The 22,802-nt window shown below is 37.7% G+C and carries 23 protein-coding genes; 11 read left to right on the top strand and 12 right to left on the bottom strand.

The window, feature by feature from the left end; all coding sequences use genetic code 11:
* Nucleotides 1–606 (bottom strand): MCP four helix bundle domain-containing protein (locus HP439_RS09230; protein ID WP_172390056.1); only part of this gene is annotated, 606 nt, incomplete at its 3' end.
* Between the two features lie 299 nt (nucleotides 607–905).
* Here HP439_RS09230 and HP439_RS09225 point away from each other — a divergent pair.
* From HP439_RS09225 to HP439_RS09205, 5 genes are all read left to right on the top strand, one after another.
* Nucleotides 906–1,223 (top strand): ArsR/SmtB family transcription factor, encoded by a 318-nt coding sequence (locus tag HP439_RS09225; protein WP_172390055.1) that lies wholly within the window; start codon nucleotides 906–908, stop codon nucleotides 1,221–1,223.
* A gap of 5 nt (nucleotides 1,224–1,228) precedes the next feature.
* Nucleotides 1,229–1,705, top strand: a complete 477-nt coding sequence (locus HP439_RS09220; RefSeq protein ID WP_172390054.1) for an SRPBCC family protein — start codon at nucleotides 1,229–1,231, stop codon at nucleotides 1,703–1,705.
* A gap of 14 nt (nucleotides 1,706–1,719) precedes the next feature.
* Nucleotides 1,720–2,628: an alpha/beta fold hydrolase gene (locus tag HP439_RS09215; RefSeq protein ID WP_172390053.1), complete on the top strand. Its 909-nt coding sequence runs from the start codon at nucleotides 1,720–1,722 to the stop codon at nucleotides 2,626–2,628.
* Nucleotides 2,629–2,766: 138 nt separating this feature from the next.
* Nucleotides 2,767–3,543 (top strand): DUF3050 domain-containing protein, encoded by a 777-nt coding sequence (locus HP439_RS09210; RefSeq protein WP_172390052.1) that lies wholly within the window; start codon nucleotides 2,767–2,769, stop codon nucleotides 3,541–3,543.
* 594 nt (nucleotides 3,544–4,137) lie between these two features.
* Nucleotides 4,138–6,534, top strand: a complete 2,397-nt coding sequence (locus HP439_RS09205; protein ID WP_172390051.1) for a PDZ domain-containing protein — start codon at nucleotides 4,138–4,140, stop codon at nucleotides 6,532–6,534.
* A 103-nt stretch (nucleotides 6,535–6,637) separates the two neighbouring features.
* On the opposite strand, the gene HP439_RS09200 is transcribed toward HP439_RS09205, so the two are convergent.
* The 6 genes from HP439_RS09200 to HP439_RS09175 form a co-directional block, all read right to left on the bottom strand.
* Entirely contained in the window at nucleotides 6,638–7,240 is a 603-nt protein-coding gene (locus HP439_RS09200; RefSeq protein WP_172390050.1) for a hypothetical protein, read from the bottom strand.
* 221 nt (nucleotides 7,241–7,461) lie between these two features.
* Nucleotides 7,462–8,898 carry a S41 family peptidase gene (locus HP439_RS09195; RefSeq protein WP_172390049.1) on the bottom strand — a complete coding sequence of 479 codons (1,437 nt, stop codon included), beginning with the start codon at nucleotides 8,896–8,898 and terminating at the stop codon, nucleotides 7,462–7,464.
* Between the two features lie 912 nt (nucleotides 8,899–9,810).
* Nucleotides 9,811–10,725, bottom strand: a complete 915-nt coding sequence (locus HP439_RS09190) for a helix-turn-helix domain-containing protein (RefSeq protein ID WP_172390048.1) — start codon at nucleotides 10,723–10,725, stop codon at nucleotides 9,811–9,813.
* Between the two features lie 441 nt (nucleotides 10,726–11,166).
* Nucleotides 11,167–12,006 (bottom strand): SDR family oxidoreductase, encoded by an 840-nt coding sequence (locus HP439_RS09185; protein ID WP_172390047.1) that lies wholly within the window; start codon nucleotides 12,004–12,006, stop codon nucleotides 11,167–11,169.
* A 380-nt stretch (nucleotides 12,007–12,386) separates the two neighbouring features.
* Complete coding sequence (locus HP439_RS09180; RefSeq protein WP_172390046.1) at nucleotides 12,387–13,142, bottom strand: SDR family oxidoreductase; 756 nt, start codon at nucleotides 13,140–13,142, stop codon at nucleotides 12,387–12,389.
* 83 nt (nucleotides 13,143–13,225) lie between these two features.
* Entirely contained in the window at nucleotides 13,226–13,597 is a 372-nt protein-coding gene (locus tag HP439_RS09175; RefSeq protein WP_172390045.1) for a helix-turn-helix domain-containing protein, read from the bottom strand.
* 531 nt (nucleotides 13,598–14,128) lie between these two features.
* Between HP439_RS09175 and HP439_RS09170 the strand changes: the two genes are divergently transcribed.
* The gene (locus HP439_RS09170) at nucleotides 14,129–14,689 is read left to right on the top strand and encodes a hypothetical protein (RefSeq protein WP_172390044.1); all 561 of its coding nucleotides are present in this window, start codon (nucleotides 14,129–14,131) and stop codon (nucleotides 14,687–14,689) included.
* A 160-nt stretch (nucleotides 14,690–14,849) separates the two neighbouring features.
* Here HP439_RS09170 and HP439_RS09165 read toward each other — a convergent pair whose 3' ends face one another.
* The 5 genes from HP439_RS09165 to arr all read right to left on the bottom strand — a co-directional run bounded on the left by HP439_RS09165 (nucleotide 14,850) and on the right by arr (nucleotide 19,568).
* Nucleotides 14,850–15,371, bottom strand: coding sequence for a hypothetical protein (locus HP439_RS09165; protein WP_172390043.1), 522 nt, complete (start codon nucleotides 15,369–15,371; stop codon nucleotides 14,850–14,852).
* A 69-nt stretch (nucleotides 15,372–15,440) separates the two neighbouring features.
* Complete coding sequence (locus tag HP439_RS09160) at nucleotides 15,441–16,319, bottom strand: hypothetical protein (protein WP_172390042.1); 879 nt, start codon at nucleotides 16,317–16,319, stop codon at nucleotides 15,441–15,443.
* Nucleotides 16,320–16,857: 538 nt separating this feature from the next.
* Nucleotides 16,858–17,319, bottom strand: coding sequence for a hypothetical protein (locus tag HP439_RS09155; protein WP_172390041.1), 462 nt, complete (start codon nucleotides 17,317–17,319; stop codon nucleotides 16,858–16,860).
* Nucleotides 17,320–17,925: 606 nt separating this feature from the next.
* Nucleotides 17,926–18,660, bottom strand: a complete 735-nt coding sequence (locus tag HP439_RS09150; protein WP_172390040.1) for a sulfite exporter TauE/SafE family protein — start codon at nucleotides 18,658–18,660, stop codon at nucleotides 17,926–17,928.
* Between the two features lie 476 nt (nucleotides 18,661–19,136).
* The gene (gene arr / locus HP439_RS19720) at nucleotides 19,137–19,568 is read right to left on the bottom strand and encodes an NAD(+)--rifampin ADP-ribosyltransferase (RefSeq protein ID WP_425501337.1); all 432 of its coding nucleotides are present in this window, start codon (nucleotides 19,566–19,568) and stop codon (nucleotides 19,137–19,139) included.
* Nucleotides 19,569–20,176: 608 nt separating this feature from the next.
* On the opposite strand from arr, the gene HP439_RS09140 reads away from it, so the two are divergent.
* From HP439_RS09140 to HP439_RS09120, 5 genes are all read left to right on the top strand, one after another.
* Nucleotides 20,177–20,491, top strand: coding sequence for a metalloregulator ArsR/SmtB family transcription factor (locus tag HP439_RS09140; RefSeq protein WP_172390038.1), 315 nt, complete (start codon nucleotides 20,177–20,179; stop codon nucleotides 20,489–20,491).
* 12 nt (nucleotides 20,492–20,503) lie between these two features.
* On the top strand, nucleotides 20,504–20,971 hold the full coding sequence (locus HP439_RS09135; protein ID WP_172390037.1) for an SRPBCC family protein: 468 nt from the start codon (nucleotides 20,504–20,506) through the stop codon (nucleotides 20,969–20,971).
* Between the two features lie 5 nt (nucleotides 20,972–20,976).
* Entirely contained in the window at nucleotides 20,977–21,348 is a 372-nt protein-coding gene (locus tag HP439_RS09130; protein WP_172390036.1) for a DoxX family protein, read from the top strand.
* A 346-nt stretch (nucleotides 21,349–21,694) separates the two neighbouring features.
* Entirely contained in the window at nucleotides 21,695–22,258 is a 564-nt protein-coding gene (locus HP439_RS09125; protein ID WP_172390035.1) for a helix-turn-helix domain-containing protein, read from the top strand.
* A gap of 188 nt (nucleotides 22,259–22,446) precedes the next feature.
* Nucleotides 22,447–22,802, top strand: a 356-nt coding sequence (locus tag HP439_RS09120) for a heavy-metal-associated domain-containing protein (protein ID WP_172390034.1), incomplete at its 3' end; no start/stop codon positions are given.

The following is a 22,802-nucleotide window of genomic DNA, read 5'->3' as shown; positions in this document are numbered from 1 at the left end:
TTCATTACTTGGCTTTTTAATGCCCCTTATGGTCTTTGAGGCGAATACAAGTGCCTGGATGATTACCGCGATTACAATCAGGATCACGAGCTCCAAGTAAGAAAACAAGTTGGTAAAATAAGTCATGTCTAAGACTTCATCTAACTTGTTTTTTCCTTCTTCTACTTGTATCGATGATAAGGTCTGCAACGTTTTTTCGGCATCGCGGGCCGTTAATAATACTGCGGTTTGATCACCCGTTCGATAATTTTGCGATATAGTCCGACACAGTTTTTTGAACTGCTCAAAATTAATTTTTTCAGTTTCCGTAAGCGTCGTTTTTTCGTATAACGCATTTAATGTGGCGACCTCCCTCAGGTAGCTGTTTATTTGTATAGAGTCTTCTGTCTTTTCTTTCTCCAAGACGTAAATGATACCGTCCATTTGTTTTGACAATTGATGAATATATTGCGCAACTACGAGCCTATCTTCGTAGAGGGAAGTAACCGCGGTACTTATTCGTTTCGCCGTCCGCTGTTCACGCATATTGGTCAACATCACAAGAACAATTACAGCGAACAGCAGTACTGCGGCTGTCATTTTTTGTTTAATCGCAAATGTCCACATAGTTTTCAATTGTAATTTAGCTGAATATTTGGGCTTATAATCCAGACAATTTAAGGAATTATTTTGATTAAAGCGCATTCACCGAGACAATATGAAAGATAAAAGATCCCTTTCAATCGATACAACCTACAGCATGCCGCTCATCAGTTTACGCGCAATTTTCTTTATCGGTTGTGGATATTTTTAGAGGAATAGGTTTATATTTTTCTAGTAATTTTCTTCGTTTCATAAGTTTTTATAAATAATATTTTGACAACCAAATGGTTGTTCTTATATTTGGACAACCATTTGGTTGTATTATGATAGAAAGAAGAGACATATTTCAGGCAATCGCCGACCCTACCAGAAGAATGATTATTCACAAATTGTCACGCGGCCCGCTTAATATTACTCAAATTTGTGAGAATTTTGATATTAGCAAACAGGCGATTGCAAAACACATTAAGGTATTAAATGAATGCGGTGTTATCTCCGTGAGTCAGAAAGGACGTGAAAGGGTATGTAGGGCTGATCTGCGTCAATTGGATGAGATAACAGATTGGGTAACAGAATCCCGCAGGCTGTGGAGTCAACGGTTTGAAAAGCTTGATAGGTTTCTCGCAGAAACTAAAAAATAATAATCATGACTGTAGAAAAAAAAGAACTTTTTATCAATCATTTCTTTGATGCGCCAAGGGATGTGGTTTTCCGGGCGTGGACAGATCCCGAGCAATTAAGAAAGTGGTATGCGCCGGATGAATGCAGCATAACCTTTAAGAATATCGAGGTTAAGAAAGGTGGTCACTACCATTCCTGTATTCACGATCCTATACATGGCGAATGCTGGATTAAAGGCACCTATTTGGAGGTTGTTCTGGACGAAAAGCTTGTTTTTACAATGGCAATGTCAGATCGGGCCGGTAATTCGGTGCGTTCGGTGGATGCCGGTAAAACGGAGGATTGGCCAGAGGAGCAAGTTACGACCGTCACCTTTGAGTCCCTAGGTGAGCAGACGAAAGTTACAATTCATCAAACCGTTTCAGAAGCAGAAGCTAAAAAAACGGGTGCTTACCAGAGCTGGATCAAAATGTTCAACAAGTTGAATTCACTTTTGAATTAAGAGAAATCAAGAAGATGAAAAGGACAATTATATATACTGTAATGGGAGCTTTGGTGTTATATTCCTGCGATAATACTGGCCAGTCAGGACAACACGATCATATTAAAAGGGCGACAAAGGATACCCTGGCTTTTAAAAGCGGATTTGAAGAGGTTAACGGCCTTAATATGTATTATGAGATCCATGGGCAGGGTAAACCTTTGGTCTTGATCCACGGTGGAGGTTCAACAATTCAATCCAATTTTGGAAATGTTATCCCGTTGTTCGCAAAGAATAGGACGGTCATAGCCTTAGAACTGCAGGCGCACGGTCGCAGCGGTGACCGTGACAGCGATTTATCCTTCCAGCAGGATGCCGACGATGTTGCAGCCTTGTTAACGAAATTAAATATTGAAAAAGCAGATATTTTTGGTTTTAGTAATGGAGGTACAACAACAGTTGAGCTGGCGATTCGTCATCCGGATCGAGTCGATAAGATTGTCTTGGGTTCTGCTCTTTGTAAACGTAGTGGTGTTCCATCTGGGTTTTGGGATTTCATGCATCAGGCAACCTTAGACAATATGCCTCAACCGCTAAAGGAAGCATATTTAAGTGTGGCACCAAATCCTGAAAATTTGCAGATCATGCACGATAAGGATGCAAAAAGAATGATAAATTTTAAAGATATACCCGATTATCTACTCAAGGCTATCAATGCTCCTACATTAATCGTAAACGGGGATAAAGATGTTATTACACCAGAACATGCTATCGAACTGCAAAGACTAATTCCAAATTCTCGATTAGCAATAATTCCGGGTGGGCATGGGGAATACATAGGGGAGATAACAACCTTAAAATCCGGTTCCGACGAGTCTCCTTTTGTGGTAGATATGATTGAACAATTTCTTGAGCTTAGTAGCGATAAAATTGCACGCAATTAGAACTTGATCAATCGACCTAGGTAGACTGCTCGTTAAATCGTTTTTTGCCTGAAATACTATACAGTAGGATTTTGTTGTTTCTATTGCTCAATGCCTAGGTTAATTAATTTTTCTCTGATCTTTTCTTATTTTTGGCGCATGCATAACAATATCGAAAGTATACAACAATATATCGAGGAAGAAAGACAGCGTTTACTAACTCATCCTTTGTATCAAAACATATCTAGTATTGAAGACCTGAAAAGGTTCACAGAAGGGCATGTGTATGCCGTTTGGGATTTTATGTCATTGTTAAAGTTCCTGCAAATGAAATTAACCTGTACGACCCTCCCGTGGATTCCAAGTGAAAATCCCGATACACGGTATCTCATAAATGAAATTGTTCTAGCTGAAGAGTCGGATATTTCCGAAGGAGGGAGGCGCTTAAGTCATTATGAGCTTTATCTAGAGGCAATGAAAGATTTAGGAGCCGATTACTCGCTCATTGAAAATTTCATTTCTCGGTTAAAAAATGGGACGAATATAAGAGATTGTATCGCCGATACGAACATTGATCTTAGAATTAAGGAATTCTTAAAATTTACCTTTGACTGCATTGACAGCGGAAAAGCTCACATAGTGGCTTCGGCATTTACTTTCGGGCGTGAAGATTTGATACCGGATATGTTTACTTCGATATTAAAACGATTAAAGGCCCAGTTCCCTGACACAGGACTTGATGGATTTATTTATTATTTTCAACGACATATTGATTTGGATGGGGATGAACATGGACCGCTGGCAATGCGCATGATTCATAATATTGCAGACAACGATGAAAATAATTGGCTGGAGATGAAAGAGGTAGCGAAAGAAAGTTTAATCAAAAGGATTGCACTTTGGGATGCCATACACGATACGCTACAAAGCGAATGAAAATATGTTAAGTTTACCTACATTAAAAAATCAACAATAAACTATTAACATTCTTATTACAAGTTACTTATTGTCAAATAAAGGGATTTTTTTTATCCAATGAAATTTTAAATTAAGAAATATCTACCTCGCTTGTTAATTCACGTTTCTGTTTGTAGAATTCTTAACTGTCGTTTATTACTGCTTCTCCGAAACCTTTTATAAGCAAAAGCTGCACTGGATCTTGCTCGACAAGAAAAACTTGAAAAATGGGTTGGCTGCTTTGTAGAAAGATCATAATCGATAAAGATACCATGTACAGGAGGCTCAAGGTTAAAGTTCAATATTGAACGGGATTATTGATACTGTATCGATGTATCAGTTGACTTTAAACCCAGACTTAAAACAAAATCCTGGTTGGTGATTTAATTGGTCGGTTGAATTTGTAAGTCTAGGTATATGTCTCAAGCTTTAGTTAGTTTTAAAAAAATAATTCTATATTAATGTCTGGCTAATACTATGAGATAATTCTTGTAGGAAAAACCAAGTGATTTGCTTCAAGCAGATCAAAAAGATATTCTACTTTTACGTGGCCATTATATCAAAAAATTTGAAATGAAAATAAGACCGATTAAATCTGTTAGACTGCCTGTTTTTTTAGCCGTTGTTTTAATTTTTTGTAACTCAATTTTAGCTTTTTCCCAGGAGGATTCCGCGGTAAAGCTATACGTCGCTAAATATGGTAAGGATAGCAATTCTGGGACTAAAGAAAAGCCTTATGCTTCTCCATCGGCGGCCCTACTGCATATTGCGAAATTGAAAAAGAAAAGTCCATCCATAGCAGTTGAATTGCGTATTCTTAAAGGTCATTATTATATTGATCAGACTCTAGTTATAGGGCCTGCGATGTCCGGTAATAAAAAAGCTCCTTTTACACTTAAGGCAGAACCAGGAGAGGAAGTTGTTTGGTCTGGGGCCAGGATTTTGAAGTTAAACTGGCAGCAAGCATCCTCAGGGCTATGGCATACGCAAGTGCCAGATGGCCTTACTTTTCAGAGTTTGTTTGTTGATGGGAAGCCTTTGATTCGCGCTAGATACCCTAATTACGATACAGATGTCCTGCCGTTCAACGGATATGCAGAGGATGCTATAAGCACACAACGTGTAAAGAGTTGGAATAATCCTCAAAATGCCATCGTACACGCTTTGCATGAAGGACGGTGGGGTGGTTTTCATTACCGAGTAACGGGAAAGAACGAGCAAGGTGATTTGGAGTTAGAAGGTGGGCTGCAGAATAACAGACCCAGTAAAATGCATAAAACCTATCGGTTTGTAGAGAACGTTTTCGAAGAATTAGACGCTGATAATGAATGGTTCCTTGATGAAAGGACCTCAACCCTTTACTTTAAAGCCCCCGGAGGACAAAATCCGAATAGACAGAAATTTGAAGCCCCCGTGTTAGAATCTATTCTTACGCTCTCTGGAACTGAAACGAATCCTGTTCATGATGTAAATGTACAAGGGATACATTTTACTCATACATCACCAACTTTTATGAAGACAGAAGAGCCCTTACTTAGAAGCGACTGGACGATTTATCGTCAGGCAGCGGTTAAGATTGAAGGCTCGGAACGTTGTCAGATTGAAAATTCGAATTTTACAGACCTAGGAGGGAATGCAATTTTTGTAAGTAATTATAATCGAAACGTTCGTTTGGCGGGTAACTTGATCGAACGCGTGGGAGCGGGGGGAATTAATTTTGTTGGAAATCCAGATGCCGTTCGTTCGCCTTCTTTCCGATATGAAAAATTTGTCCCTGAGTCTGAAATAGACACTGTTGCCGGACCAAAGTCCAATAACTACCCTGCGGAATGTGAGGTCAGTGATAACTTGATTAGAAATATTGGCTTAATCGAGAAGCAGGTCGCCGGAATTCAAATCGCTATGGCATCTAGGATATCAGTTCTGCATAATACCATTTATGATGTGCCTCGAGCAGGGATTAATATTGGAGATGGTAGTTGGGGCGGTCATGATATAGCGTTCAATGATGTTTTTCGCACTGTACTTGAAACTAGTGATCATGGCGCGTTTAATTCCTGGGGACGGGACCGCTTCTGGCATCCGGACCGTCAGGAAATGGACCGTATTACTGCGGCGCACCCCAATTGGGTGAAATTGGATGCTGTAGAAACGACCCGCATCAGGGAAAACCGTTTTCAATGTGACCACGGCTGGGATATCGACTTAGATGATGGTTCGACAAATTATGCTATCTATAACAACTTATGTTTGAGCGGCGGTCTTAAATTGCGAGAGGGCTTTTATAGGACAGTTTTTAATAATTTAATTTTGAATAATGGATTTCACCCACATGTTTGGTTTAAAGATAGTCACGATGTCTTCCGGACCAATATCGTCATGAATGCGCATCAAGATATTCAAGTGAAATTTTGGGGAGACACAGTCGATTATAATTTTTATACCAATCCCGATGACCTGATAAAGGATCAGACAAAAGGCATTGAGATCCATGGGTCAATTATTGACTTGACCTTTAACGAGGCCGCCACAGGCGATTTCGAATTGAATTCAGGAAATTTAAAGAACTTTAGCAAGCTTAACTTGGAAGATGTTGGTGTAAAATCCCCTCGGTTGAAAGCGATAACAGACGCCCCGCAGATTCCGGCAGTTGTCGTGACGGACCCACGCACTACAGGTGAATTGTTTACGTGGAGCGGAGGAACATTTAAATCAATTGAAAGCCTAGGGGAACAGTCTGCTGCGGGATTGCCAAGTATGGAAGGTGTGCTGGTGGTCGAACTTAGTCCTAGTTCTCCATTAATTAAAGGGGGCCTTCAACCGGGTGATGTTATCCTTGAATTCCAATCGGAACAGATTAAGAACGTTCGAGACTTGGCGCGCATTAGCAAACGTGACAATTACGTAGATAGCCTAATACTATTTGTTTTCAGAAACCAAGAAAAACTAAAGATTCAGGTGAAAAGATGATAGAATTGAATTTTGAGATACATATTGAATAACCACTGTTTTAGTTTATCTGCTTGTACGTATTCGTCTGTCACTCTAAGCAAACTTGGAGGATAATAAAAAGTTAAAAGACCGAATCTCTGGTCACAATATAAGATTTGTCTTTAAGTTGATAGATAGACTTTGAAAGACCAAACGTTAGGTATTGTGGTCTGAAATTCTCAATTCGCAGTACGACGTTCCCTTTGTCATCTTTCCCTATTTGCTTTGTACCCTTGGGCAATACGTGATTTAGCCGCTTCAAGAATCTCTTCTTGCTTTTATCCGAGAATATCAGCTCCAATGGCTGCATAATGGAGTGTTTGTTATATATCAAGATTGGTCTGCCGTTGATAAACGCGTAGTAGTTTGGAAACGATTCGTCATCCGCGCGTCCAATCGGTGACTGATCTGGGCTGATGTGAAAAGAGTGTAAAGTATCCCCATGACTAAATGTGTTGAAAGTGAGCCTAATATAACCATATCCATTTTTGAACCATAAATTGTCTGGCTTACCCGCGCTTCTTGTTTCCTGTTCGATAATCACTTTTGATATTTCGTTGACAAGAAACGTATCTTTAATTGAAATACGTTGGATATCGATTTCGCCCATAGTTTGGGCGTTTAATTCGTGACCGACAAAGATAATCGACAGGATCACCATGATGCTCTTAAGACAAAATTTCATACGGATATAGTTTAACAATCACAACAAAAGTAAATGTTAGATTTCTATGTGGTTAACGAATATTACATATTCTACTACGTAAAAGTACAATAGTTAAACCACTATGATAAAAAATAAGTATTATGAATAGCTTCAAGAATATCGAGGTTAAAAAAGTGGTCACTACCATTCCTGTATTCACGATCCTATACGTGGCTATAATGAAATTTAAATTTCTATTTTTATCTTTTTAAATTTAACAATTGGTCTGCTTTTTCAGATAAGGAATCGAGCGGGAGTACACAAAGTGGTTCTTTCACTCCCAGATCTATCTGTATATCAGGAATAATTTTCCCAGTATAAACCTTTCCATTTTTATCCATATATCTTGAAGTTGTAAGCCTTAATATAGACCCGTCCGAAAGGGTAAATGTAGAATTTCCACTTGTTAGGCCCCTGGATTTTTTGCCAACGATCAGTGTGTTCTTATAACCTCGCAACATGACTGCAATCATTTCCGCCGCGCTCGCTGTTGTTCCATCAGTTAACATCAACACTCTAGAATTTGATCTATCTATTTTATTGAAATTTTTGTCCTTAATCTCAAACTTAGAATCTTTGCTGGAATAAGCTTTACCGTTTTTATAGATCCAAGGCCTCCTTTTGCTATTGCGATAAACGAAATACCCTTGAATACCGTCTTCTAATAACGGCCCAAGCCCTGCGATCATTGGCCAGACCACTCCACCTTTATTACCTCTTAAGTCAAGAATCCAAAATTTTGGCACATATTTATTTAGGTCGGTAATAGTTTTATATAAAGTATCTGCATAATCGTGATAAAAACTATCGACAGTAACGGAAAGCGTTGGCAAGTGAATATAAGCAAACGAATCTTGAACAATTTTACCACTGGGGAGAGATCTGTCTACTACATTATTGGTCGAATTGCTTTTTTCTTCTTTTTCAATAAAAGCACTATGTCGATCTCGTAATTTTCTTAACAAATACCTGACCGATAGATATTCTTTCTTTTCGTTGAAATTTGACAGCTTTAGAGCTTTTTGGACGTCTTGTTTGTAATTAAGACTATCTTTGTTCAGAGCATGTTCCTTAATTATGTTCACTACCTCCGAGATATATTTTTTGGTACTTCGAGAATATGAGGTGTCCTGCTGTTCAATAGTTTTTTTTTTCAAACTGAACTCGTCAAACCAAACCCTACCTTTTCCATTTAAACTCATACCTATTTGAATTCCATCTGTCTCTGGAGGAAGGATCAAAGATAATGACATTTCTTTCCATTGAGGTATCGACTCATTGGACTTTATAGGTATTGAATATAGAATTTTTCTTTTATTATAAGAGTTCACCCATAGATTTATGGTCGAAGCTTCGTCAAGTATTCCTTTGACATGGAATTTTATAAATATTTTTTCAAACGCTTCACAAGTATAATTGAATGTTTGATTACAGTAACTAAGTTTGCTTTCCTTGTTATTAATTAATAGTGATTTTTTTCCACAAAACTTTTCTTCTCGATCGATGGTAATGTTCTCATTACTATTATAACCGGGATGCCACCCTCCTTCAACTTCGAATCCTGAATTCTTTATTTGCTGTCCTTTACAAGCAAGCAAAATCATCATAAATAGAAAACTAATATACCCTTTGATCATATTTCATCAGTTTACAACAATTGTAAATGTATACGAACCCGCGTATTGAAGTTCTGTAACATCTAACGCTCGCCCTTTACCAACGCTCACCCTTTATAGGACTTGAATCAGTAGTTGTTGTCGTTAACTCCCAATATTTCTATGTTGAATCAGCGATACAATAAATACCATTCATTCTTTTAGTGTGGAGTACACAGTGTTTCTGCCATCGGTACAAAGGTATCTTAAAAGAAAACTCGTTTACCATAGATAACACTTCGACTAGGTTTTACAAACACTAAATATATAATCTATAAAATAAAATGCCACATTTTAGACGATTTTTTTTTGGTTATAACGTCTTGAAAACTATGATTCGGGATAAAAGAAGGCATAAATCGGACGATTACACGGAAAATGGCCTTTTCTCTAATCTAAATGATTTATCGCGTTATAAATAATGAAAATTAACTTACGGCAACAATTTCTATAGATGGTTCGGAAGTAACTAAAAGACCGAATCTCTGGTCACAATATAAGATTTGTCTTTAAGTTGATAGATATACTTTGAAAGACCAAACGTCACGTATTGCGGTCTGAAGTTCTCAATTCGCAGGACGACGTTTCCTTTGTCATCTTTCCCTATTTCCTTTGTACTCTTGGGCAATACGCACGTTGGATATCGATTTCGCCTATAGTTTGGGCGTTTAATTCGTGACCGACAAAGATAATCGACAGGATCACCATGATGCTCTTAAGACAAAATTTCATACGGATATAGTTTCACAATCACAACAAAAGTAAATGTTCGATTTCTATGTGGTTAACGAATATTACATATTCTACTACGTAAAAGTACAATAGTTAAACCACTATGATAAAAAATAAGTATCATGAATAGCTTGTGCTACGTTTTTAACTATAAATCGGGTGCTATTTGAACAGTTGTCTGAATTCTAAAGGTGTCTGACCGGTTTTTTGTTTGAATAGTTTACTGAATGACTGCGGATGTTCAAAGCCTAATTCATAGGCGATGTTACTAACAGGTAATTCGGTTGTACTCAGTTTCTGTTTAGCATAATCAATCATTTTATTTTGAATGTGCTGCTGTGTATTTTGTTGGGTATGCAGCCGTAACAATGTTCCCAGATAATTAGATGAAATATTCAGCTCGTCAGCAATCGTTTTCACGGTAGGGACGCCATTTTCCAACGATGCGCCGTTATCAAAGTGATTCAAAAGTATGTTTTCAAACCTGTCTAATAGTTCAAAATTTGATCTTTTACGCGTAATAAACTGACGTTCGTAGAATCTTTCAGAATAAATGAGTAACATTTCCAACTGTGATATGATAATCTCCTGACTAAACCTATCTATATTCGACTGGTATTCTTTTTCTATATTTTGAAGAACGTCTACGATTATTTTTTCTTCTTTATCTGAAAGGAAAAGGGCCTCATTCACCGAATACTGAAAAAAATCATATGATTTTATCTTTCCCGCCAACGATGTATTCCATAAGAAATCGGGATGAATGAGTAGAAGCCAGCCTGTAGGATCAACGACTATATTTTGATTAATTTCCAATTTTAAAAACTGAAGTGGAGAAACAAAGGTCAGTACTCCTGAATTAAAATCATACTGCTGTTGGCCGTAGTTAAATTTGGCGTTAACATTCCTTTTTAAACCAACGGAATAAAATTCTTGAATCCACTTCAGCTCATTGTCGTCAACAGGGTAAGAAACCTTGCTATAGTCTATCAGACTGATTAGAGGGTGTTCAGGATAGGGGAGACGGCAAAAATCATGAAATTCTGCTATCGAACTAAAGCGAAATATTTGTTTCATGGGGACTAATTTAATTTTTTATCTTCATATAAGATCATACTTCAAATGGGGCGAGACGCAGCTTCAGTTTCTCAGACACGGATAAAATTCCTATTATTTATTTACCGGGCGTAGTTTTCACTATCGTCTCGTCTTCTGGATACGTACACTAATACATTATAATTCGGTGCTGATGATCGTCAGCACCGAATAAATAACCGAGACGTACCGTTTTTTTTAATATTGTTTTTTCAAGAGCCTCCGATGACTTACTCTTTACAGAATTTTCAGCATGGATCTATAGGTGAGAATAACCAGTGACATTCCCGGATAGCGGACCAAATGTTATGTAAACTAGATCGTCAGCTCCTTTCTCCGTTGGCCTCACTATGGGCGTTGGAGCATGGTTGTTCATCCAAGAGCGTTCGCAGGTCCTATTGTTCCATTTTCTAAGCTGACTAGTTATACATTCGTAGAGGTACCGAGTGCTTCGTATTCAGCCATGGTTTGCTGAATAAGCTCGGTTTTCTGGTTTGCGATTGCATATGCATCTTTCCCTAAAAAAAGATGTACCGGCGGCGTGGAGAGGTCGCTTACATTTATCAATATTTCTGCAGCTCGCTCAGGATCGTTAGGCTGATTGCCGTCAATATCGTTAAGATGTGCCTGCTCGGAAGCTCTTGCGCTGCTGTATTCCGCAATAGGGTTCTCCGCGGTTCGTATAGACCCGCTCTTTAGAAAATTTGTCCTGAAGTATCCAGGGTAAACCACAGAAGCGTGCACTCCAAAGTCTTTCAGCGCTTCAGCCAGTCCCTCGGTGAACCCTGCAACGGCAAATTTAGATGAACAATAAATATCAAATCCTGCAAAACCTCCTGAATAACCGCCTATAGATGCTATATTGAAAATGTGACCAGATCGCTGGCGACGTAAGTAAGGTGTAGCATTCCTGATTACATTGAGCGAACCGAAAACATTCACATCAAAATTTTCTCTTACTTCCTTGTCGCTCAATTCTTCGATCGTGCCAATTAATCCGAAGCCTGCGTTGTTTACCACGACGTCAATATGTCCAAAATGATTCACACATTGATCGATTGCTGTTTTCACATTTTCGTTGTCGGTTAAGTCCATCGAAATAGGAAGGAATGAGTTGGATGGATGTCCCACTTCTGCGACTAAACTGTGAAGGTCACGCGAGGTTGCAGCGACAAGATAGCCGCGTTCTAGAAGTTTCTTCACTAATATAAGCCCCAATCCTTTTGAAGCTCCTGTAACAAACCATACTTTTTTCGTTTCCATTTTTTTGTGTTTTATGTTTAAAATGATAGCACAAAAATGACGATATAGTGAGAACTCCATCTAACTGAATCAACGAATAACGTAGTTAAATCGTGAATGTACACTAATCACCGAAAGTATTAAGTTCTGAGCTTGCTACTTTGGAAGCACATCGGTTGATACCAAAACATCGAATATACTCCAACACAAGACATCACATACTAGGTGTTAACCAAGTATGTACAAGAAATTTGGACGGTCTTGAATACATTAATTGAATTTGGACTTTCCAGTCGTTACGAAGTGATCAAGTCGCTGAATCAAGAATAATACAGGTTTCATTATATATTATATCTAAACTTAAAGCGATAGGCAAACGATCACTCGTTTGCCTATATACATTATCTTGTTGTATAACCACCGTTTGCAAAGATAGTTTGCCCCGTAATCCACCAACCATCAGTCACCAAAAACTCGACCAGAGGAGCAATATCTTTGATGTCAGTCAATCCACCTAAATCAGAAGCCGATTTATGATAAGCCACGGCGTCGTCGCTCTCCTGTCCGTAGAAAAAAGGGGTGTCCATTGGGCCAGGAGCAACCGCTGTCACCGAGATACCACGGGATCCAAACTCTTTGGAAGCGGCTCTTGTAAAATGTTCCACAGGCGCTTTTGTACCGGCGTAGGTGGAATAATACCCTGTAAATGCAGCAAGCAACGAAGTTACTATGGTATTAATCTTACCGTTGTCATTTAACCTTTTGCCTGCTTCTTGAATAAAGAAATAAGCTATTTTAGAGTTGATATCGCTCATACTGTCGTATTCTTCTTCTGTAGTTTCTCCAAACGGTTTTTTCATTACCTTACCAACCGTGTTTATTGCGATGTCAACACCTCCAAATTGTTTGATAGCAGCATCAAACAGTTTGGTAATATTCTTTACATCGGTTAGGTCTGCTTGGAATAGGAGTGCCTCTCCGCCTGACTTTGTAATATCTGCTAATGTTTTCTCAGCATCTGATTTTGTACTCTCGCTGTTGTAGTGGATTGCAACTTTTGCGCCCTTGGTAGCAAAATTACGGCTTAATAGACCGCCTAGATTCTTTGCACCGCCTGTGATCAGGACTACTTTTCCTTTTAAATCGTTTCTAGCCATGTTGTTTTATATTGATAATACACAATTGTTATAACAAAGGTGGCAATACAGAACGTGTAAATCGTGGTGAACTTTTCGGAACTTTATTTTGATTTTCTAAATTGGCCGGGAGTTTGGCCAACAAATTTTTTAAAAAATTTTGAAAAATTAGAAGGATCGTAGGTCAGCATTCTCGCAATGTCCGAGACTGATTTATCTGTTTCGAGGAGCATTTGCTTGGCGTGGTCAATGATTTTTAAGTCGTAAAAATGACAGGGGTGATTCCCTGTTTCCTTTTGAACGGTGTCGGTTAAATGTGTATGGGATACATGTAGCGCGCTTGCAATCTGGTTTATTTCCATAAACTCGGGTGCGTTTCCCGAAACCACATCTACAACGTGTTTATCCAAGAACTGAAAATAATTTTGGGTGATCTCTTGGCTCCTTTTTAATATGTCTTGGGTTGTCTTGTTCATTCGATTGAAATTCAAATATTAATTATTGGGATTTATACTATCGGCTGATTAGCTAATAATCGCTTGTGATTATTTCATATTACACACCAAGTTTGTTCTATTTACCACAATTCACGATCCAGAATTCAACGATCAACCAAATAATGATAACATCGTAGCCTGAGTCAGCAGACGGGCTAAACGCTAAAAGCGGTTGAATTTAAATGTGTACAGGGGAAGTACTCATAAAAGACGAGGGAACTTTTATGAAGTGAAAGGACTACCAAAGCTCCCTATACAAGGAAAATCCTTGAGGAAGCAAAAAACCACTAACTTTGACTAACAGTGAGGCATAAGTACGTATTATTGACCTCTTTCACTAGTGCACTTTCACGCGGAATGCTTGATGTACTTTCCCCGGAATATCCAGTTTAATTATCCTTTTATTGTTTTGTTTACTATCTTACTTTCAATATAGTATTTGAATGCACGGATAGCCATTCAAATTTAAAATCATTAATGGTGCTGTATCTGAACAACTGATTGGAGATAATGAAAAAAATTACTTTTTTACTTTTTATAATTTTGTCTGTTTCAGCTTTTGGACAGTCGGTTCAGAAAATTGTTAAAGATTTTGACGGAGATTCAATAAACGACACAGTTCGTATTGACAATGACGCTAAAAACTTAATTTGTTTATTATCTACCCTAAAATATAAAAAAATACAAAGCCGAAAAATATGGACACTCAATTTTGGAAACACGCTGGTTTCAACAGAAAAAGGCTTTGAATTTTGGAATGATTTTGATAGATCCGCATTTAGATGTGTTTTTGAGTATGATCAGAAAGCAAAGAAAATGCAACTTGTACAAATGAGGCGAATTGATGATATTTTGAGCTACGATTACGGGGAAGAAGCTAAAGGAAAATCAAGTGTCAATCTTCTGACAAATGAATATATAGGAGATTTTTATAAGGTAAGCCAAGGGAAATTACGAAAGATGCCGACCATCAAAACCACAATGATCATACCCAAAACATATCTTGAGAAGTTTAGCGATTCGTTATGTTTTGCTTATGAAGCAAAATGTTTAGATCTCTATAAAAAATGAAGTAAAATAGTCCTGCATACGAATTTCAAACAATCGCCCGGTTATAATAGCAATGAAAAAATGGGGCAACACAATTGTCTATTCCTGAAACTAGATTCTGTACCTTCTCTTTTTGTCAAAGTTATTTAGTTCTGTATATTATTAGTATGTAGTTAAGTTATTAAAAGAACCCATACTGAACATATTGATATAATTTGTACATAGCAGCACAGATTAATAATCCTACAAAAGGCAGTATTAAATGTCCGTATTTCAAATAATTGTCATACGAAGTTTTTTTCATTGGAATATTTTTCGCGTTAAAAAATTCTTCAATATTATATTGAGCTTCTTTCTCGATATAAAAGGCTTCATTTTTTTCTTTAACTTTCAACCGAAGCGAAATAAGCTCGTTCAAAGGCATAGAAATGTAATAGTTTTCTATCGATGATAGTTGAATATCCTTATCGTTGATCAGTATTTCATTAGGATTAAAGCTGAAAATCACCGATTTCTTTTTTAATTGATTAAGTATGAAAGCATAGGTTGCCGCACCTACAGAAAGATATAAAATAAAACGAAACCTGGTAAAATAAGAACATAGGAAAATCACCACAGCAAAAACGGGAAGCCATTGATAAGCAGCTTTCATGATTGTTTGATGATCATATCCTTTAGATGTAAATGAAAAAATCTTACTCATATTTATAGTCTATACTACACAATAAAATTTATAATAATTTCACGTGTATTTGTTTTTCGCCATAGAATTTTAACCATCGTAATCTCCACAACCCGTTTTCTGAAATTTTTTGGGCTGGGAGGTGAAAAAGCTCTTTAGATCATTACCTACAAAATTACTCGGAAACTTACCTCTCAATACTTTCATGCGATAGATTTCTCCATTTTCTATTTTTTGAAAACTAAGTTCTAAATCAGGGCTTGATACAATCATTTTTTCGTCATCAACTTCTAATTTACCAACGTTAAAAACGTACTTGTTTTTAATATCTTTAAAAAATATGTTATTATCACAGTAATTGAAAATTATCAGTTCGTTAGCATCTTTGTTTAAATATATTGATGGCGAATTACAGTTACAAACAGTTGAAAAATCCAAACCATATTTCTTGAAAATATCAGGTTCTTTTGGGTTAACAATCGATAGTCCCGTAAGGGGTACATTAAACAACAGAGTGAAATTATGATCACGTGCATTGTTTTTCTGTACTGACGCGATTGCTTCCTTCAAAATAAAAGTAAAAAAATATCCATCACGGGAAACAACTACATATTTGTCGTCTACCAATACCAGTTTCTCAAATGGGAAGTCGGCGTTGGTATTAATTATTTTTATATTATTATCATTTTTCAGACTTAAATTTTCCTTTATACAATCCCACTGCTCCTCATCAAAAGCTGAAAATGCATCAGACTTTATTACATTCTTTTTATCAATTTTTATAATTTTATCAGCATATAGATCATCTGCCTCCTGCTGCGAAAAATATCCTATTTCACTATTACAAAAACCAAAACTTTTATAAAATTTAAAGCTGCTGCGCTGTGTTTCGATTGTTTTATTTTGCTCGGGCTTCTTTTCTTGGAGTGGCCTGGTAGTTTGTTGGCATGAAAATAACATAAATACCAATAAAGGGATTGAAAAGTATTTAATGTGATGACTCATAAATCAATTTTTTACTTCAACTTCTTTTTCGTCCGGTGCTCGATTAGTTGAGAATGTACGCAATTTTATACCTTTTACATTTATACAATTATATTAATATCAAGGACACAAAAAATAAAATCATGTAGCCCTCAATTTTTCTTTCCAGATTTCATCATGATTTTTTTCTAAAGATATCTTAAGTATCGTTATTAACGACTTTTCTTATGAGATACAGTAAAATGAGCAAAACAAATGCCGTTATAATTGAATAATTGTATTTCCAAATATCAGTGCCAATAATATCTTATTGGGTTTTGAAGATATTTCTTTCAATGCGAAAAATCGCATTGCTTTTAGTTTAGGTCCTTCTATAGCTTAGAGCGAATGAGAGACTACTTGAAATATTATGTCCATAAACCATAAAAAAATAAAAGATCTGTATCCACAGAGCTATAGAGGTATTATTCAGTAATCAAATAAGTAGTTCATCAGGCGGATAAATCGAGGCGATGAATGATCGTTATACCGAAAATTGGAATTCCCTTTTTATTGCTTCCATTAAAGCTTCAGGCTCTGGAGTTCCGACCCTGATAGTTGTTTTACTTCGCCCATCTTGAAAAGTTATTTTAACGCCTTTTGTGCCTTGAATATTGTAAAGCATCCCCTCGCGTGTAAAACGAATACCTAATCCCCAGTACAAAGGCGTTTTTACGGTTCGCAATTCGTGAATATTCTTTGGTTTAACCTTGATTCGAATTAACCCTATGCCATAAATAAGATAAATGGTTTTGTTGTGAACGACGATTTTAAGGCGGTAAAAACATAAAAGTGCAACCAAAAGAATTCCACCAACGGTCAACAATCCAGTTGTATCAACTGGGTTTTGTCCCAAGTCATAGCTGTAACCAATTATTAAAATGATCAGTACAATAACGAAAATAAGACTGATTATCCATCCAAACTGTATACTTTGATATTTCATACGGTTAAAATTGTGTAAAAATGAATTGGTTCGATTCTGCTTTTAAATATGTCTTGCATTATAAACTCCTGCCTGCTAAAGAAGTTTTTTAATAAGGCTTTATTTTACGTACCCTTATCGTTCAAAAGTTCTTGTTTAATTTATTGTAACTATCAGAAATTCATCTTCAAAGGATAAGTGAATCAGCAATTGGATTAAAGTTAACATTAAAAAAGAGTACTTACAATTTTTTTAAAGCAATAATGATTTATCTACCGGACCTGATTGGGGTAGGGAATGCGTTCTTCTGTAATAGAACGTCAGTAAAAGTTGGTGGACATATATCGGCAATAGTCGTTTCGTTGCCTGTCATTGGTGTGAACAAACCGGTCGCTCACAAAGTAAATGACAACATTAGAATCATGTCTGTTGTAATATTCTAGCAAATTAGCGCAGAGTTATATCTAGACATGTAGTGCTATTTAGATCGCGATATACCCATTTTAAGTCTACAAATAGGTGTTCTAGCCCCGCATATATTATGTTAGTATCGAACAAATTGAATCTTATACTGGTTCATTCATCGTCCGATTCAGAAGTTGGTTTCTGTTGGTATTAACAGATAATTTAAATCAGGGTGGTAACAATCAATATTATGCTAATCATCAGAAGACCCCAGTATACATATTTGAAGAACGATCCATCTTTTAGTTGATGGTTCAAGTATCTGCCCAGAAATATTGCCGGAATAGTCGTAATCAAGGAGACGCCGAAATAGATGTTTACTTCAGTAGTAATAAGTCCTTTTGCGTAATACCCTAGCACACTGATTAAGCTTACGGGTAGAAAGTAAGCCTGTAGGGTAGCGCGGAAATGTTTCGCACTCCACTGTCTTAATGTTCCGTAAATTACTAACGGAGGCCCGTTTAACCCGTAGGCCCCGCCAAATACACCGGACAAGAAGCCACATATGAAAAGCCAGAGTTTACTATCCTCTTTAAGCACCTTGTTATTTTTAATGTAAAGGGAATAAAGGCAATAGAGTATGATGAGTACACCAAGGCCTATTTTTATTAGATTTTGATTGCCGTAAACAAGAATAAATATACCTAATGGGACACCTAGGAGCGCATATAAAATTAGCCACTTAGCACTATTAAAATGGATACGGCTATGGTCCTGAATGACGATAACCAGGGCGATCACAATAGAGAGCATCACCGACAAAGGAACAGCAGTTTCGACAGGTAAAAAAAGAAGAAATAATGGAACGGCTATCAACGATTCTCCGAAGCCTAATGTTGATCGTACCAAAGAAGCTAGAAAACTAATAATAAGGATAAATGTAATAGTAAACGTCATTGTATATCTGTTCAGGGCATGATAATTCGGTTCTTTTAAACCGAGTATTTCATATAAGTTTTAACAAAATTTTGGGCTTTCGCTTATTCTCAAATTTAACAAAAAACGGCCAAATAACCAAGAAAAACTGAGACCTTGTTATGTGTTTTTGGGCGGTTTCATATTAGCAGTGACAGGCCCTTTGCAAATCCTTTCACTTGCTGCAGGTGCTGTGTTCTGTGATGAATCAACCGGCATGCAGAAGTTTTCTTTAAAGGGGATTTCGCAGAGATTGGATCAGTGTCACATCCCACCTAAACTTTCTTTAGAGATAATAGGGGACTCTTGTGCATTTCACGCCATAATATTTCACATATATTTGTTTTTTTAGGTATGTTAATTGCGGACGATACAGCATATTCATTCCGTGGCTTATCGAGACCTTTTTACATTGTCTTCTAGATAGGCTAAAATGCAGTATTAATCGAATGCTTTTTTTAGTTAATTATTTCCCCTTTGTTAGCCGCTAATTTTTTCTGCCACGCTTTGCGCTGCTCAGATGTAATTCGTTCCCAATCCGTCACCTCGCCGGTAATCTTAAGTGGTAACGTACTACGATAAGAACGGGAAGGGTTGCCAGGGAATTTCTTGTTGGTGACGTTCGGGTCATTTTCGAATATTCCTGTTGGTTCGACGATATAAACGCGTTCAGGGTCATCACCCTTCGCTAAAGCTGCTGCAAGCCCCGCGCCGTTAATTATTGCGGTAAAATATATATGGTTCATTAGCAGTTCGTCCTTATAATTCGATTTGCCGCCCGCCAACAGTAAATCGCCAATCTTTAAGTTCGCCTTGGTTCCGTGGTAAAAAGGGCCTTTGTCAGTTGGTACTTCCTCATTCGCCTTCGCTAAGTCTAGATTCTTTTTCACGTTTTCTAGGTCACCTAGCTCCGCGTAACAGTGCGCAATATTTAAATAAAGAGGAGGGAGTGCTCCGTTAATTTCATAATCATTTATTTGTAACGCCAGTTGCAAGTCCTTCTGAAGCCATATTAATCTTTCAGAAACATTGTCTTGTTGCTGTGCTACGTAGTGGGCGGCGATGAATTTTTCTAAATCGTGTGTTGCTTCGTCCCATGCTTGAAGAAATAATTTTATTGCTTCTTCAGGTTTTCCTTTTTCTTCCATCTCCATACCCTGTAGGCATAATTTAACAACGGGGTTGTTTGGGCTGAATTCCATATTTAACGATCTTGTATGTTAGGGTAATGCAAGGCTCATAACGGCCGTTAGTTCTCAAATATACGTAATTCTCCTGTTTAATTTCGCTCCAAGTAGCGATGTAACAGACGCCTTTAGCGTTTACATCGAACAGTTCCTGTGACGAAGCGTTGCCGTGTGATTTACGTAACATTCGGAACAGAAAATTATGCCAGGGTTTACTTATTTACGATTCGCAGAACAGTCGAAGGAAAAAATTAAAATAAATTTGTGTAGTTAAATGGCTACGCATATATTTGTAGTCAAATGACTACGCAATGAATGTAAGACGAGATGTATTCCAAGCTATAGCGGATCCAACAAGACGGTCGATCCTTGTTTTGCTTGCGACGCAATCGATGACGGCAGGGGTTATCGCTTCGAATTTTGACACAGCTAGACCAACAGTATCAAAACACCTTCAAATTTTGACAAGCTGTCAATTATTAACGCAAGAACAGAAAGGCCGTGAGGTTTACTACCATCTCAATGCGGACAAGATGAAAGAGGTTGCGGATTTTATAGCGCCTTTCAGAAAGTTATGGGATGATAGGTTCAACAAGTTGGAGCAGGTGATGAAATCATATAAATAAAGAAATAAACGCATGGAGCAGAAAACCAAAATTGCCGCCGAAGACGGTAAACAAGAAATCTTGATAACGAGAACCTTCGACCTACCCGTACACTTGCTTTTCAAAGCTTATACAGATGCCAGCCTCGTTGAGCAGTGGATGGGGAACAAGGTGTTGAACCTAGAAAATAAAGCGCACGGCAGCTATCAGTTTGAAACGGTAGACGAGAGAGGAAATGTTCTATTCCGTGCCAACGGTGCGATTCATAAAATTATTGAGAACCAAAACATCACAAGAACCTTTGAGATGGAAAATACAGGCTTTCCCGTTCAGCTTGAGTTTTTAGATTTCCAGTCAGTCGACGATCAAACCAGTAGGTTGGTGATGCAGATCGTTTTCAAATCCGTTGAAGATCGTGATAATATGCTTAAACTGCCATTTGCAATGGGTATCAATATGGCACATAACCAACTGCAGAAAGTAATCAGCAAATTAAAATAACCATTATGAAAAAAAGAGACAAAATCATCTATTGGATCGCCACCATTTGGCTAAGTCTAGGAATGGTATCAACCGCAATCGTTCAGATCATCCGGATGGATGAAGAAGTGAAAAAAATAAACGATTTGGGGTATCCGGCTTATTTTCTAACAATCATCGGCATCTGGAAACTCTTAGGTGTGGTAGCTGTTCTCGTTCCTAAATTCCCACTGCTCAAAGAATGGGCTTATGCCGGGTTTTTCTTTTTAACCACCGGGGCGATCTTTACACATTTCGCGGTGAGGGACGGAGCCGTCGACTATTTTGGTCCCGCATTGTTACTCGTTCTAACCATTATTTCCTGGATCTATAGGCCGGCCGGCCGCAGAACAGCATAGCATTTGATTGATCAGGTAAATTTTAGTGGAGCTAAAGGCATTGGTCCATATTGCGGGCCGCCCCTCTGGTACAGGGAGCGGAATTAATTACGACAGCAAGTCACTCGAGAATCCCACTGTCGTAACTCTGTTGGAAGGGTTAACATTACAGACCCCAAAAAGCGCCAACCAGAGATAGTGGTCCCACTTGTAGGATGTGCAAAGAGGAATTTTAGTTGGAATATTAAAGAACTAATCGAGACGGGCTTTTTAAAAAGAGGATATTGAGTTAACACCCATATATCAACTTAAATCGTAAATTTGACATTAATCGTTCAATAAACGGAGAACGTGGATACGGATAGCTATGGCAACACTTTTTATTAAAAATATGGTATGTAACCGCTGTATAATGGTGGTGCAAAATGAGTTGGACAAACTTGGTCTGAAAGTCAAAGACATCAAGCTGGGTGAGGCAACACTTGAGAAAGAACCTACTTCCGAAGAAAAGGTTGATTTGGAAAACAATCTTCATTCTCTAGGATTTGAAGTGATTGACAATAAAAAAAGCAGGATTATAGAGAAAATAAAGAATGTGATCATTGACCAGGTGCATTATCAAGATAGTGACATTAAAACCAACCTGTCGGATCTGTTAAGTGAAAAGCTTAACCACGACTATAACTATCTCTCCAATCTTTTTTCAGAAGTCGAAGGTACAACCATTGAGAAATATTTCATTGCTCAAAAAATCGAGAAAGTGAAGGAGTTTTTGGTGTATGACGAGTTGTCATTGAGTGAGATCGCATATCGTTTGAACTATTCTAGCGTTGCGTATCTAAGCAATCAATTTAAAAAGGTGACGGGCCTAACTCCGAGTCATTTTAAGAAAATCCGGGAAGACAAACGAAAACCGCTGGACCAAGTATAAGGTTTTTCCTAAGCTAAGACGCCAGCGCGCGTATGTTTTTCCGCGTTACATATTAAGTAGGTCAGGTTGAATTTCGTTTACCTGACCATTTTTGTTCCATAAATCTTACAAATCAAAGCCATAATTCCACAATATTAATCGTCCTTTTTATTATCACCTTTGTATTATAAATTATAGACAATCAAGATATGGCAACAAATAATAACAAAGAAACAGTTTACATTCCTTTAGAGGACGTAGAAAGCGAACATTGTGCGTTGATCGTTGAAAAAGGATTGGAGAAAGTGAAAGGTATAGAAACCCACAAGGTAGAGTTGAACAACCGTAGAGCGGCTATTACAGTCGAGAAAAATGAAGTAGTGGGTGAAGCCGTTAAGGCAATTAAAGATCTGGGCTACGGCGTTACGACGGTTAAGAACACTTTTCCGGTGTTGGGAATGACCTGTGCTTCCTGCGCAGGAAGTGCTGAAAGCATTGTCCGCTATGAGGCTGGGGTGGTTGACGCCTCGGTGAACTTTGCAACAGGGAACCTGACCGTTGAATA

It is taken from the genome of Sphingobacterium shayense (genome assembly GCF_013179575.1).
Taxonomy (GTDB): domain Bacteria; phylum Bacteroidota; class Bacteroidia; order Sphingobacteriales; family Sphingobacteriaceae; genus Sphingobacterium; species Sphingobacterium shayense.
Note: the sequence above shows the minus strand (reverse complement) of the source record. Positions and strands in the feature narration are given on the sequence as shown.